This is a genomic window from uncultured Nocardioides sp., assembly GCF_947488025.1.
Taxonomy (GTDB): Bacteria; Actinomycetota; Actinomycetes; order Propionibacteriales; family Nocardioidaceae; genus Nocardioides.
Genome location: NZ_CANKYS010000005.1, coordinates 76,803 through 90,204 on the forward strand (window position 1 = coordinate 76,803; position 13,402 = coordinate 90,204).

The following is a 13,402-nucleotide window of genomic DNA, read 5'->3' on the forward strand; positions in this document are numbered from 1 at the left end:
GCAGCCTCGCTGGGCTAGGCGTACATCTGGTCGATGAGCGCCTGGTTGTTCTCCTGAACGACGTTGCGCTTGACCTTCATCGAGGGGGTGAGCTCACCCGACTCGACGGTGAGGTCGTGGTCGAGGAGCTTCCACTTCTTGATGGTCTCCCAGCGGTTCAGGTGGCTGTTGAGCTCGTCGACGTAGTCGCCGACCATCTTCTGCACCTCGTCGGACTGCACGATCTCGGTGTAGGACCTGCCGCCCATGCCGTTCTCCTCGGCCCAGCCCGCCATCGCGTCGGGGTCGAGGGTGACCAGTGCGACGCAGTAGTTGCGCTCGTCGCCGAAGACCATGAACTGGCTGGCGTAGGGGCAGACGGCCTTGAACTTCGACTCGATCGCCGGCGGCGCGATGTACTTGCCGCCGGAGGTCTTGAACAGCTCCTTGATGCGGCCGGTGATGACCAGGTGGCCGTCCGCGTCGAGGGCGCCCTTGTCACCGGTGTGCAGCCAGCCGTCGGAGGTCAGCGTCTTGGCCGTCTCCTCGGGGAGGTTGTGGTAGCCGTCCATCACGCCGGGACCCTTGATCATGATCTCGTCGTTGTCGCCGAGCTTGACCTCGCTGCCCGGGAAGACCGGCCCCACGGTGCCGAACTTGTTGCGGTCGGGGTGGTTGACGAAGGAGCCCGCCGAGGTCTCGGTGAGGCCGTAGCCCTCGAGGATCTTGATGCCGGCCACGCCGAACCACTCGGCGATGTCGCGGTTGAGCGCCGCGGCACCGGAGATGAAGAAGCGGACGTTGCCACCGAAGCGGTCGCGGATCTTCGAGAAGACCAGCTTGTCGAAGAGGCCGTGCTGGACCTTGAGACCGATCGGCACGGACTGGCCCTCGCGCTTGCGGCGCTCGACCTCGAGGCCGACGTCGAAGGCCTTCTTGAAGATCTTCTCCTTGGCCCCGCCCTCGGCCGCCTGCATGGTGACGATCCGGCCGTGTGCCTTCTCGAAGATGCGCGGTGCGGCGCCCATGAAGGTCGGCTTGACCACGCCGAGGTTGTCGACGATCTTCTCGACGCGACCGTCGATCGCCGCGGCGAAGCCACAGGCCATCTGCGTCGACATCAGCACCTTGCCGAAGGAGTGCGCCATCGGCAGCCAGCGGAACTCGAGGTCGCTCTCGGAGAGGATGCCCTGCGCGCGGATGGCCTCGCCCTCGTAGACCCACGAGGAGTGCCGCAGCCGCACGCCCTTGGGGCGGCCGGTGGTGCCGGAGGTGTAGATGAGGGTGGCCAGCTGGTCGGGGCGGATCGCCTGCGACGTCGTACGCACCACGTCGGGCTGCTCGGCGAGCCTCTCGGCGCCCAGCGCGGCGAGGTCCTCCAGCGAGATGATCCAGTCGCCGTCGGTCGCTCCCTCGAAGGTGATGACCTTGCTCACGTGGGGCAGCTCGGAGCGGTGGGCGGTGAGCTTGGCGACCTGCTCGTCGTCCTCGGCGAAGACGATGCGGCTCTCGGAGTCGCCCAGGATGTAGACCGTGTCCTCGGCGTTGGTGGTCGGGTAGACGGTGGTGGTCGCACCGGCCGCACACATGATCGCGAGGTCGGCGAGGATCCACTCGTAGCGCGTGCCCGACGCGATGCCGACGCGCTGCTCGGGCTCGACCCCCAGCGCGATGAGACCCGCGGCGAGCGCCTCGACCTTGTCGCCGGCCTGCTTCCAGGTGACGGACTCCCACGCCTCGCCACGCGGGAATCGGAAGGCCTCGGCGTCGGGGGTGGCGGTGACGCGGTCGAAGAACTGGACGGCGACGTTGGGTGGCATGGTGTCGAGGAAGGTCGTGTCGATGGTGGTCGGCATCTGGTACCTGCTCATTCGTCGGGGCGGGGGCTGACTTGGGCTGTAACCTAGATCACTGGGTTTACCCAGCGGTAGCAAACACGGCGAATCTTCCGCCAGACGGCCGACTTTGCGACTTTCGTCAGTCCTGCACGGCCTTGGTGAGAGCGATGCAGCGCGTGATCCAGTCCTGCTCCTCGCCGGTCAGGCGGCGGCCGGCGCGCTGCGCGTCCTGCACCGCCCAGCCCGCGTTGAGCACCATCCGGACCACCACCCAGTCCCGGGCGCGCGCCTCGTCGAGCCCGGCGGCGTCGACGAGTGCGTGGAAGCGGCGGCGCAACCCGTCGCGCACCGAGCCGACCGCCCCCGGACCGCTGAGCTCCGCCATCCGGTTCCAGAGCATCGGCGCCGGCTCGTAGTGCGGGTCGCCGGCCATCGGCTTGGGGTCGATGGCCAGCCACTCCCCCGCCTCGTCGGCGAGCACGTTGGCGTAGTGGAGGTCGCCGTGCACGACCACGGGCGCCGTCTCGTCGGCCAGCAGGTCGGGCCCGAGCGAGAGGGCCTGCTCGACGTAGCGGCGCGGGACCGGGAGGTCGCGGCCCAGCTCGCCGAGCTCGCGCAGCCACTGCTCGACGTACGACGCCACGGTGGCGAGCTGCGGCATCGCTGGGACGTGGAGCCGGCCGTAGAGCGCCCCGACGGTCTCGCAGGCCTCGACGTCCCAGGCGTCGCCGAGGTCCGGCCCGGGCAGCCAGTCCAGCAGCAGCGCCCGCCTGCGCGGGTCGGCCCGCTGCAGTCGTACGGCGCCCCTCCCGCCCCAGTGCTGGAGCGCGAGTCCCTCGTGGAGCGACTCGTCGTCGCCGTCGAAGCCGACCTTCAGCGCACCGGCCGTGCCGTCGGCGTCGACGACCGGCAGCACCAGCGAGCAGAAGCCGTGCAGGGAGGGCCCGGTCGCGCGCAGCCCCCACTCGTCGAGCAGGTCAGCGGTCAGCCTCGGCAGCCGGTCGAGCCAGCGTCCCCAGTCGTCGCCGAGCGCCCGCTGGGAGAGCAGCCCCGCAGGGATGGTGACGGGCATGCCGCGAGCCTAGGGTGGTCGGCATGACGGAGAAGGCCGCGCGGCAGCAGCCGTGGTCGGACGACGAGGTCCGGCACGGCCGGATCCTGGTCCTCAGCGACAACCCGATCTCGCGGTCGATCGCCGCGATCGCGTCGACGGCCGGGCGCACCGTGGTGGTCGAGCCGGCCGACGACGGCGGGCCCGGTCTGGACCCGCAGCCGGGTGACGCCGTGGTCCTGTGCGACCACGACGCCCCGGACGCACCCGCCGTGCTGCGGGCCGCGCTGGCCTCGGACGCGGCCTACGTCGCGATGATGGCCAGCCGCGGGCGATCGGCCGGCCTCCTGGCGGACCTGACCGACGAGGGGGTCGACACCACCCGGCTCCACGTGCCGGCCGGCCTCGACCTCGGCGGCAAGGGGCCGGGCGAGATCGCCCTCTCCGTGGTGGCCGAGATCGTCGCCGGGTCCTACGGCCGTCCCGGCGGCCCGATGCGCGGCTGAGCGGTGGCGCTGACGTGGGACGACCTGTCCGCCGCGTCCGTGGCCCGGCAGTTCCCCGACACCCCGGGCACGGTGGCGGAGCGGGTGCATGCCATCGGTGACCTGCAGACCCAGACGGCCCGCTCCGCGTTCATCGGGCTCGGCGCTCGCTTCCCGGGCGTGAGCCGGGCAGAGATCGTCGCCGCCTACGAGGACGGTGGGATCGTCCGCGGCAGCACGGTCCGCGGCACCGTCCACACGGCCTCGCCCGAGGCGTACACCGTGCTGGCGGAGGCCACTCGCGTCGGACAGCACGGACGGTGGGCACGCCTGCTGGGCATCACCGAGGAACAGATGGCCGGTCTCTGGGCCTCCGTCGAGGACCATGCCCGCGAGTGGCGCACGCCCGACGAGCTGCGTGCCCATGTCGCCGACTGGCTGACCCGCCACGCGCCCGCCTCGCTGGAGGCCGCCGCCGCCGGCCCGGGCCGCTACCTCGGCTTCGCCCACGGTGCCCTCGTCCGCCGTCCGGCCTCGGGCAACCGCTGGGAGGGGCAGGGCAAGCCGGTCTACGCAACCTTCGAGCGCACCGGCCCGGCCACGATCGCCGACGTCGTACGCCTCCACCTCCGCGCCCACGGACCCTCGTCGCGGCAGGACGTCGCCTGGTGGGCCGGCATCCCGCTCGCGGCGGTCGAGGACGGGCTCGCCGAGCTGGACGTCGTCGAGCAGGCCGGGCCGGAGGGCAGGGCGTACGTCGACCTGCCGGACGCGCCGGCGCCGCGGGACCTGCCGGGCGTGCGCCTGCTGCCGGAGTTCGACGCGCTGCTGTGCGGCTACGACTCCCGGGCCCGCGACCGCTTCGTGACGTCCGAGCACCACCGGCGGCTCTGGAACGAGTCCAACGGGATGCTGCTCCCGCCGCTGCTCGTCGACGGTCGCATCACCGGCTTCTGGCGAGCGGCGGGGACCGCGCGCCGCCGACCGCTGGAGGTGACGTGGTTCGCGCGGACGAGGCGGCCGCGCCGGGCCGAGCTCGACGAGCCGGTGGCCGCGCTCGAGACCGCGCTCGACATCACCGTGACCGAGGTGACGCTCACCCGCGAGGCGGTCTGACGGTCCGGTCCCTCGGCTGGTCCCTGAGGTAGTCCCCCGGCGTCATCCCGGTGACGGTGCGGAAGTCGTGGGTGAAGTGGGCCTGGTCGGCGTAGCCCAGGTCGGCGGCCACCTCCGCCAGCGTGCCGCGTCCGGCCTTGAGGGCCTCGACCGCGTCGTGCAGGCGGCGTCGCTGCAGGAGCCACTTGGGGCTCAGCCCGATGCGCTGCTCCACCAGCCGCTGCAGGCTGCGCTCGGACAGTCCCGCCTCGCGGGCCAGCTCGTCGACCCGGGTGACCTCCGGGTGCTCGGCGAGCCAGGACACCAGCCGGTTGACCAGCAGGCCGGAGGCGTCCACGGGCAGGCGGGTGGCCAGCCACGACTCCATGCGTGCGATCGATGCGAGGTGGGCGGCGGGGTCGTGCGGGTCGTCCTGCATCGCGGCGCGCACGTCGTCGACCAGGGCACCCCCCGACCGACCGTCGGGCAGGAGGTCGGCCAGCTCGATCCACGTGTCGGTGACCTCGGCGACCGACCGGCCCAGCACCAGCCGGCCGGCGGCCGGGCTGAGCATCGTGCCGACCGCCCAGCCGTCACCCTCCAGCGTCACGCTCGACCGCCCGCGGGTGACGCCGTAGAAGCGGGCGTAGGTGTTGCTGACGACCACCAGGCAGACCGGGTGCTGGAGGGTGCTCTGCGTCGACGGCTCGGTCAACGACCAGACCGGGACCCAGTAGCGCTCGACCAGGTCGACGAGGTGGCTGCTCGGGGCGTAGCGGTGGATCGGCGGCGAGGGACGGCTCACCCCGGTCAGGTGGGCCCGGTCGATCGGGTCCACCGGCTGCGGTCCGCCCGCCCCCGTCCGGCTGGTCATGTGTCGGATTATCACAATCCCCACCGACACCCGCGCGGCGAGAGTGGAGCCATGACGCAGACGACCCTCACCACCGACCACCACCTCTCCCTCTTCCAGCAGCGCGCCGACCGGTTCGCCGAGGTCCTCGACGCCGTCGATGGCTCCGGCGGCCACTGGGACGTGCCCTCGCCGTGCGAGGGCTGGAGCGCCCGCGACGTCGTCGCCCACGTGCTGGAGACCCAGCGCGCCTTCCTGGACCGGCAGGGCCTGGACGCGGGCCCCGAGCCCGACCTCTCCGACCCGGCCGCCGCGTGGCGGGCGCAGCGCGCGCACGTCACCTCGGTCCTCGGGGACGACGGCGTGGCCGCCCGGGAGTACGACGGCTACTTCGGCCCGACGACGATCGCCGCCACGATCGCCGACTTCTACGGCTGGGACCTCGTCGTCCACGGGTCCGACGTCGCGCGTGCCACCGGCCAGGCGTGGTCCGTCAGCGAGGCCGAGGCCGCCGCCCTGCACGCCACGGCCGACGGCTGGGGACCGGCGTTGCACTCCGAGGGCGTGTGCGCCGACGCGGTCCAGGTCGGCGACGACGCCTCGGTGACCGACCGGCTGCTCGCCCGGCTCGGCCGCGACCCGCGCTGGCAGCCGCCGGTCAGCTGACCCGATCGAGCGTGACCACGGCGACGGTGCACCGGCCGGCGACCTCGCCGGGGCCCAGGACGAGGCTGCCGGTCTCGAGGCCGTCGCGGGCGCCGGAGACGACGTACGCCGCCTGGTCCGCCGCGACCGGGAGGGTCGAGGACCGCCCCAGCTCCAGGACGGTGACGTGGGGCCGGACGCGCGCCGGGTCGACGACGACGTTCAGCACGCGTACGGGCCCCTCCGGCACGGACGCCACGGTGGACGCGTCGCCCGAGAAGGCGAACGGCCGCTGCGGCTCGACGACCTGCGCGTCGCCGTCCACCTGCAGGTCCAGCACCGGACCTTCGACGACGGTCAGCAGGCGCTGCCGGCCGGCGAACGTCGAGAACGGCCCGTCGCGGTCGACGTCGGCGAGGCTGATCCGCCACGCGCCGTCGTCGGCGACCGCGAGCTCGCGCGTCGTGCCGCCGCCGTTGGCCCACGGCCGGGGACGCACGTCGGCGGCACGGACCGTCCGGGCGCCGGTCACTTCTTGCCGGACTTCTCCGCCGGCTGCGAGGTGGACAGCGCGGCGACGAACGCCTCCGGCGGCACCTCGACCGAGCCGATGTTCTTCATCCGCTTCTTGCCGGCCTTCTGCTTCTCGAGCAGCTTGCGCTTGCGGCTGATGTCACCGCCGTAGCACTTGGCCAGCACGTCCTTGCGGATCGCGCGGATGGTCTCGCGGGCGATCACGCGGGCGCCGATGGCGGCCTGGATCGGCACCTCGAACTGCTGGCGCGGGATCAGGTCCTTGAGCTTGCCGGCCATCATCACGCCGTAGGAGTAGGCGGCGTCGCGGTGGATGATCGCGCTGAAGGCGTCCACCGGCTCGCCCTGCAGCAGGATGTCGACCTTGACCAGGTCGGCGGCCTGCTCGCCGGAGCGCTCGTAGTCGAGGGAGGCGTAGCCCTTCGTCCGCGACTTGAGCTGGTCGAAGAAGTCGAAGACGATCTCGCCCATCGGCAGCGTGTAGCGCATCTCGACGCGGTCCTCGGAGAGGTAGTCCATCCCCTGCAGGCTGCCGCGCTTGAGCTGGCACAGCTCCATGATCGTGCCGATGTAGTCGGCCGGCGCGAGGATCGTGGCCTTCACGACGGGCTCGCGGACCTCGGCGACCTTGCCGTCGGGGTACTCGCTCGGGTTGGTCACCTCGACCTCGGTGCCGTCGTCGAGGGCGACCTCGTAGACCACGTTGGGCGCGGTCGAGATCAGGTCGAGGTCGAACTCGCGCTCGAGCCGGTCGCGGGTGATCTCCATGTGCAGCAGGCCGAGGAAGCCGCAGCGGAAGCCGAAGCCCAGCGCACCGGAGGTCTCGGGCTCGTAGGTCAGTGCCGCGTCGTTGAGCTGCAGCTTCTCCAGCGCGTCGCGCAGACCCGGGTAGTCGTCGCCGTCGATCGGGTAGAGACCGGCGTAGACCATCGGGTTGGGGTGCTTGTAGCCGCCGAGCGACTCGGTGGCGCCGTGGTGCTGCGAGGTGACCGTGTCACCGACGCGCGACTGGCGCACGTCCTTCACGCCGGTGATCAGGTAGCCGACCTCGCCGACCCCGATCTCGCGCGCCTTCACCGGCTCAGGGCTGATCACGCCGACCTCGAGCATCTCGTGGACCGCGTTGGTCGACATCATCTTGATCCGGTCGCGGTGGCTGAGCTTGCCGTCGACGACCCGGACGTAGGTGACCACGCCGCGGTAGGTGTCGTAGACCGAGTCGAAGATCAGGGCGCGTGCCGGGGCGTCCGCGTCGCCCACCGGTGCAGGGGTCTGCTTCACGATCTCGTTGAGCAGCGCCTCGACGCCGACGCCGGTCTTGGCGCTGGTGAGCAGCACCTCCTCGGGCTCGCAGCCGACCAGCCCGGCGAGCTCGGCGGCGTACTTCTCCACGTTGGCGCTCGGCAGGTCGATCTTGTTGAGCACCGGGATGATGTGGAGGTCGGCGCCCATCGCGAGGTAGAGGTTGGCCAGCGTCTGCGCCTCGATGCCCTGGGCGGCGTCGACCAGCAGGACCGCCGCCTCGCACGCCTCGAGCGAGCGGGACACCTCGTAGGTGAAGTCGACGTGGCCCGGGGTGTCGATCATGTTGAGCACGTAGGTGCCGGGCTCGGCGGCCTCGACGTTGCCGGCGGGGACGGTCCACGGCATCCGCACGGCCTGCGACTTGATGGTGATCCCGCGCTCGCGCTCGATGTCCATCCGGTCGAGGTACTGCGCGCGCGACGCCCGCTCGTCGACGACCCCGGTGAGCTGCAGCATGCGGTCGGCCAGCGTCGACTTGCCGTGGTCGATGTGCGCGATGATGCAGAAGTTGCGGATGATCGACGGGTCGGTCGAGCCAGGCTGCGGCGCGTTCTTGAGGCTCACGGACTGCTTTCAGGAGTACGACGGCGGGGTCGGGTCATTCTTCCACGCGGGCCGCGGCCCGCCGAACCGGCGACGTGGGAGCAGGTGCAGCCGGACGCTAGCGTGCAGCGGTGACCTCTCGGACCGGAACGACCCTTCCCCTGGTCCCGGCAGCGGCATTCGTGCTCGTGTGGTCGTCCGGCTACATCTCCGGACCCGCCGCTGTCGACGCGGCGGGCCCCTTCTCGGTGCTCGGGTGGCGGTTCGTCCTGGCGGCGCTCCTCGCCGCGGGACTGGCGGTGGCGCTGCGGAGGCCCACCCGGATGGACCGGGACACGCTGCGACGGGTCGCCGCCGTCGGCTTCGTGATGAACGCCGTCCAGTTCGGCCTGATGTACGTCGCGTTCGACCTCGGGCTCGGCGCGACACTGGCCTCGCTCCTCCACGCCCTCAGCCCCGTCCTGACCGCCCTGCTGGCGGCGGCGATCCTGGGCGAACGGGTCTCCCCGCTCCAGGTCGCCGGCTTCGCGATCGGCGTCGTGGGGGTGTTGCTCGTGCTCGGGGCGGACCTCGGCCACGCCGGTGGCCCGGTCGCGGTGCTCGTCGGGTGCCTCAGCATGCTCACCCTCAGCCTCGGCACCCTCGGCCAGCGCTGGATCGGTGCGCAGCCCGACCTGCTGTGGTCCGCCGCGGTGCAGTTCGCCGTGTCCGCTCCCCCGCTGCTGGCGCTCGGGTGGATCACCGAGGGCGTCTGGCCGGTCACCGACACCCGCCAGGCGGTGGTCTCGGTGCTGTACCTGGCGGTCGTGAACTCGATCGTCGGCCTGGTGCTGCTGGCCGTGCTCGTGCTGCGCGGCGGATCGGGCGCGGCGGCCAGCCTCTTCTTCCTGAGCCCGCCGGTCACCGCCGTCCTCGCCTGGCTGGTGCTCGACGAGACGCTCTCGCCCACCCAGCTCGTCGGCCTCGTGGTCGCGGTGGTGGGGGTGGGCGCGGCCACCCGCACCCGTCGTACGCCGGTGCCGGTCCCCGCGTCCCAGCAGGACCCTCAGGACCCGGTCGGCACCCAGTAGCGCCGCTTCACCCCGCGCACGTCCTCGAGCACGCCGCCCGCCGCCTCGATGACCCGGACCGAGCCGACGTTGTCGTCGTCGCAGGTGACCAGGGCCGGGTCGATGCCGAGCCCGCGCGCCCACGGCAGCGCGTGCTGCAGCATCGCGGTCGCGTGGCCCTCGCGCCGCCGCGTCGGGCGCACGTCGTAGCCGATGTGCCCGCCCACGTCGAGCAGGAAGTCGTTGAGCCGGTGCCGGATCGCGATCCGGCCCAGGTAGTCCTCGCCGTCGACCCACCACAGCGTCGTGCACGGCACGTGCCACTCGGGGCGCGGGGTGTCCTCGGCGGCGTCGGCGCGCACGGCCGCGGCGAAGGCGGCGAAGGCTTCGGGGTCCTTCCATCCGGGCGCGTGGTGCTCGATCCACGCGGCCGTCTGGGTGGACTCCGCACCCTCGGCGACGAACTCGTCCATCGCCTCCAGGAACGACTCGCGGACAGTGGTGGTCGGCAGCACGAGCTCAGGCATGGCACCAGTCTTGCGGGCCGCCCGCCCGGGCCTCCACCCGATATCCGGTCGTGGCGCGCAGCAGGCGTGAGGAAGGATGCCGCCATGGCCCGCTCCTCCTCGATCGCCCCCTACCCCGCCCCGCACGGGAAGACCGCCCGCCGGCTCGAGTGGTCCTTCCTGCCGCCCCACCTGCGGGCCTGGATCGAGCGCAGGTGCGGGTCGCCCGTCGTCTCGGCGATCTCCCAGACGAGCGGCTTCACGCCGGGCTTCGCGTCCGTGCTGGTGTGCGAGGACGGGTCGCGCCACTTCGTGAAGGCGGCCTCGGTCAAGGCGCAGCGGATGTTCGCCGACTCCTACCGCGAGGAGGCGCGCAAGCTCGCCGCCCTGCCGGCGGACGTCCCCGCCCCGCGCCTGCGGTGGCACCTCGACGACGACTGGGTGGTCCTCGGCATCGAGTACGTCGCCGCCCGCGCGCCGCACCGACCGTGGCGAGCCGACGACCTCGACGCGCTGCTCGACTCCCTCGAGGTCGTCGCCGACGTGGTGACGCCGCCCCCTGCGGGGCTGGAGCTCGACACCGCGGCGAAGGACTTCGCGCCGCTCCTCGAGGGCTGGCCGGCGCTGCGCGAACGGCGTACGGACCTCGGCGTGGAACGGCTCGCGGAGGCCGAGGCCCTGGCACACCGCTACGCCGACGTCGTCGGCGGGGACACCCTGGTCCACACCGACGTCCGCTCCGACAACGTCCTCATCGACCCCGAGGGCCGGGCCCTGGTCTGCGACTGGAACTGGCCGGTGCGCGGAGCCGCGTGGTTCGACTCCTTCGCCGCGCTGATCGGGCCGCGGGGCGAGGGACTCGACGTCGAGGCCGTGATCGCCGGGCGTCGGCTGCTGCGCGACGTCGACCCGGAGGCGTTCGACGTCAACCTCGCGCTCTACGTCGGCTACTTCCTCACCCAGTGCGAGCTGCCGGTGCCGCCGTCGTCGCCGCACATCCGCGACCACCAGCGCTGGCAGGGCGAGGTGTGCTGGGACTGGCTGGCCGAGCGGCGGGGCTGGGTGTGACCGCCCCGCGCGCGGTCGGCGTCCGCCTCACCTACGACGCCGTCCCCGCCGCGGTGCGCGCCTGGGTCGAGGACCGGCTCGGCTCGCCGGTCGTCGGCACGGCCGAGCAGGTCGGCGGGATGTCGCCGGGGTGTGCGACGCGGGTGACCTGCGCCGACGGCACCCGCGCCTTCGTCAAGGCGGTCGGCGCCGAGCTCAACCCCGACACGCCCGGCCTGTTCCGGCGGGAGATCGGCGTGCTCCGCCACCTCGGCGAGCACGAGCTGTGGGCGCGGCTGCTGGCGTCGTACGACGACGGAGCCTGGGTCGCGCTGCTGATCGAGGACGTCGAGGGGCGCCACCCCGACTTCACCGACGACGCGGAGCTCGAGGCCGTGCTCACCGGGGTCGACCGGCTCGCCGATGTGCTGCAGCACCGCGACGTCCCGTCGTCGGTGGACCTCGTCGACGTCGCACACGTCCTCGGGAAGTGGGCGGACTCCCTCGCCACGCTCGACAGTGCTCCACCCTCGACGCCGGTGCCGGACTGGTTGCGCGCCGACCCCGAGGGCTGGGCCGGGGTGCTGCGCGAGCAGGCCGCGCTCCCGATGCCTCACGTCGTGCACTGGGACATCCGCATCGACAACCTGCTGCGCCGTCCGGGCGGCGAGATCGTCTTCCTCGACTGGGGCACCACGGCGCGGGGACCCGCGTGGGCCGACCCGGTCCTGGCCCGGCTCGAGCGGGTCGACGACCCGTGGTTCGACACCTCCACCGCGTCGTCCCCCACGCTCGCGGAGGCCGGTGACGAGGTCGTCACCGCCTTCCTCGCCGGCTTCGGCGCGCACCTCGCGGTGCGCTCGGTGGTCGCGGTCGACCTCAACCTCCCCACGCTCAACGATTTCCGCATCCGTGAGTCGCGCAGGATGCTGGAGGCCGTCGCCCGACGCAGCGGGCGCTGACACGTCGCCCCGGCGCCCAGGCGATTTGGGCGCTCACGAGGCGTGACGGTAGTGTTCCTCACTGCATGTCCGGCGCCCGACCCTCTCCGTCTTGCGGGGAGGGGTCGCCAGGCAGCCGACAAGCACCAGACTTTCCCATTCCGGTCCAGCCCTTCCGGTCGAGCACTCAAGGATCCACACGTGGCGAACATCAAGTCCCAGATCAAGCGCAACAAGCAGAACGAGAAGGCGCGCCAGCGCAACCAGGCTGTGAAGTCGCGCCTGAAGACCGCTGTGCGCCGGTTCCGCGAGCTGTCCGAGGCCGGCGACAAGGACGCCGCCACGGCTGCCGGTCGCGACGCGATGAAGGCCCTCGACAAGGCCGCCTCCAAGGGCGTCATCCACGCCAACCAGGCCGCCAACCGCAAGTCGTCGATCGCCAAGAAGGCCGCCTCGCTCTGACGCGGACCTTCACCTGCGACACCCGCCCCTCGTGGCGGGTGTTCTGCATTTCCGGGGGTGGTCCCCTGAGTCCGCTCAGCGCCCGTCGCGCAGCCCCGCGACGGTGAGCACGAGCCGCTCGAGCGTGTAGGACGCGTCGTGGGCCTGGCCCTTGATGTCGGCGTCGGCGTGCGCGACGGCCCGGACCGCGGCGGCGATGCCCTCGGGACTCCACGAGCGTGACTGGTCGCGGACGGTGCGGACCTTCCAGGGCGGTACGCCGAGGTCGCGGGCGAGGTCGCCGTCGCGGGCGCCGCGCGGGGCGCCGAGGTAGCGCGCGAGGCTGCGCGCGGACGCCGCCATCGCCGAGGTGACCAGCACCGGGGAGGTCCCGGAGTCGAGCGCCCAGCGCAGCTCCTCGAGGGCCGCGGCGCGACGGCCGGCGAAGGCGGCGTCGGCGACGGTGAACGACTTGGCCTCGGCGCGGCCGCCGAAGTAGCGCTGGACCTTGTCGACGGTGAGCGGCTCGCCGTGGAAGTCGTTGGTCAGCTGGTCGGCCGCGGCCGCCAGCGAGCGCAGGTCGGTGCCGACGGCCTGCACCAGGAACGCGGCCGCGTCGGAGTCGATCCGAGCGCCGTGCGAGGCGACCTCGGAGGTCACGAAGCCGACCATCTCGCTCGGCCTGACCTCCTCCGACTTCACCTCGGTCACCGGCGACAGCTTGCGGAGCCTGGTCAGCACGCCGCTGCCCTTCTGCCCACCCGAGTGCACGAGCACGAGCGCCACGTCGTCGGCCGGGGCCGCGCAGTAGTCGAGCAGCCCGTCGACGGACTCGTCAGGCAGGTCCTCCAGGCCGCGGACGATGACGCACCGGATGGAGGAGAAGAGCGACGGTGCCGACATCTCGCCCAAGGAGGCCAGGGTCAGGTCGGAGGCCGCCGACTCGGCCATCTCGGCCTCCGCGTCGTGGGCCCGGACGGCGTCGCGGACCGAGGCGACGGTGCGCGCGGAGAGGTATTCCTCCTTGCCCGTCACGAGGACGACGTGGCCGAGGACCTGCGCGGCGGAGGGAGTGCGAGCCATGGTGCGA

At 72.4% G+C, this 13,402-nt stretch carries 14 protein-coding genes; 7 read left to right on the forward strand and 7 right to left on the reverse strand.

Features of this window, described 5'->3' with window-relative positions:
- Positions 1 to 14: 14 nt before the first annotated feature.
- On the reverse strand, positions 15 to 1,835 hold the full coding sequence (locus tag Q1B24_RS10450; protein WP_299927491.1) for a long-chain fatty acid--CoA ligase: 1,821 nt from the start codon (positions 1,833 to 1,835) through the stop codon (positions 15 to 17).
- A 121-nt stretch (positions 1,836 to 1,956) separates the two neighbouring features.
- Complete coding sequence (locus Q1B24_RS10455) at positions 1,957 to 2,889, reverse strand: aminoglycoside phosphotransferase family protein (protein WP_299927493.1); 933 nt, start codon at positions 2,887 to 2,889, stop codon at positions 1,957 to 1,959.
- Positions 2,890 to 2,912: 23 nt separating this feature from the next.
- On the opposite strand from Q1B24_RS10455, the gene Q1B24_RS10460 reads away from it, so the two are divergent.
- On the forward strand, positions 2,913 to 3,374 hold the full coding sequence (locus Q1B24_RS10460; RefSeq protein WP_299927496.1) for an XdhC family protein: 462 nt from the start codon (positions 2,913 to 2,915) through the stop codon (positions 3,372 to 3,374).
- A 3-nt stretch (positions 3,375 to 3,377) separates the two neighbouring features.
- Positions 3,378 to 4,469 carry a winged helix DNA-binding domain-containing protein gene (locus Q1B24_RS10465; RefSeq protein WP_299927499.1) on the forward strand — a complete coding sequence of 364 codons (1,092 nt, stop codon included), beginning with the start codon at positions 3,378 to 3,380 and terminating at the stop codon, positions 4,467 to 4,469.
- Here Q1B24_RS10465 and Q1B24_RS10470 read toward each other — a convergent pair.
- On the reverse strand, positions 4,450 to 5,322 hold the full coding sequence (locus Q1B24_RS10470) for an AraC family transcriptional regulator (RefSeq protein ID WP_299927501.1): 873 nt from the start codon (positions 5,320 to 5,322) through the stop codon (positions 4,450 to 4,452). The two genes, Q1B24_RS10465 and Q1B24_RS10470, sit on opposite strands and share 20 nt — an antisense overlap.
- Before the next feature lie 51 nt (positions 5,323 to 5,373).
- Here Q1B24_RS10470 and Q1B24_RS10475 point away from each other — a divergent pair, with 51 nt between their 5' ends.
- Positions 5,374 to 5,967, forward strand: coding sequence for a maleylpyruvate isomerase family mycothiol-dependent enzyme (locus tag Q1B24_RS10475; protein ID WP_299927504.1), 594 nt, complete (start codon positions 5,374 to 5,376; stop codon positions 5,965 to 5,967).
- On the opposite strand, the gene Q1B24_RS10480 is transcribed toward Q1B24_RS10475, so the two are convergent.
- Positions 5,960 to 6,478, reverse strand: coding sequence for a HutD family protein (locus tag Q1B24_RS10480; RefSeq protein WP_299927507.1), 519 nt, complete (start codon positions 6,476 to 6,478; stop codon positions 5,960 to 5,962). The two genes, Q1B24_RS10475 and Q1B24_RS10480, sit on opposite strands and share 8 nt — an antisense overlap.
- Complete coding sequence (lepA, locus tag Q1B24_RS10485; protein ID WP_299927512.1) at positions 6,475 to 8,349, reverse strand: translation elongation factor 4; 1,875 nt, start codon at positions 8,347 to 8,349, stop codon at positions 6,475 to 6,477. Before lepA ends, Q1B24_RS10480 begins: the two co-directional genes overlap by 4 nt.
- 110 nt (positions 8,350 to 8,459) lie before the next feature.
- Between lepA and Q1B24_RS10490 the strand changes: the two genes are divergently transcribed.
- Positions 8,460 to 9,398, forward strand: coding sequence for a DMT family transporter (locus Q1B24_RS10490; RefSeq protein ID WP_299927515.1), 939 nt, complete (start codon positions 8,460 to 8,462; stop codon positions 9,396 to 9,398).
- Here Q1B24_RS10490 and Q1B24_RS10495 read toward each other — a convergent pair.
- Entirely contained in the window at positions 9,374 to 9,904 is a 531-nt protein-coding gene (locus tag Q1B24_RS10495; protein WP_299927518.1) for a GNAT family N-acetyltransferase, read from the reverse strand. The genes Q1B24_RS10490 and Q1B24_RS10495 overlap by 25 nt on opposite strands.
- Positions 9,905 to 9,988: 84 nt before the next feature.
- Here Q1B24_RS10495 and Q1B24_RS10500 point away from each other — a divergent pair, with 84 nt between their 5' ends.
- The 3 genes from Q1B24_RS10500 to rpsT all read left to right on the forward strand — a co-directional run bounded on the left by Q1B24_RS10500 (position 9,989) and on the right by rpsT (position 12,333).
- Positions 9,989 to 10,951, forward strand: coding sequence for a phosphotransferase (locus Q1B24_RS10500; RefSeq protein ID WP_299927521.1), 963 nt, complete (start codon positions 9,989 to 9,991; stop codon positions 10,949 to 10,951).
- Positions 10,948 to 11,892: a hypothetical protein gene (locus Q1B24_RS10505; RefSeq protein ID WP_299927524.1), complete on the forward strand. Its 945-nt coding sequence runs from the start codon at positions 10,948 to 10,950 to the stop codon at positions 11,890 to 11,892. The genes Q1B24_RS10500 and Q1B24_RS10505 overlap by 4 nt, the downstream gene beginning before the upstream one ends.
- Positions 11,893 to 12,072: 180 nt before the next feature.
- Positions 12,073 to 12,333 carry a 30S ribosomal protein S20 gene (rpsT, locus tag Q1B24_RS10510; RefSeq protein WP_299927527.1) on the forward strand — a complete coding sequence of 87 codons (261 nt, stop codon included), beginning with the start codon at positions 12,073 to 12,075 and terminating at the stop codon, positions 12,331 to 12,333.
- A gap of 75 nt (positions 12,334 to 12,408) precedes the next feature.
- Here the strand turns inward: rpsT and holA are convergent, their stop codons facing one another.
- A complete protein-coding gene (holA, locus tag Q1B24_RS10515) occupies positions 12,409 to 13,395 on the reverse strand; it encodes a DNA polymerase III subunit delta (RefSeq protein ID WP_299927530.1) in 987 nt (328 codons plus the stop codon).
- Positions 13,396 to 13,402 lie beyond the last annotated feature (7 nt).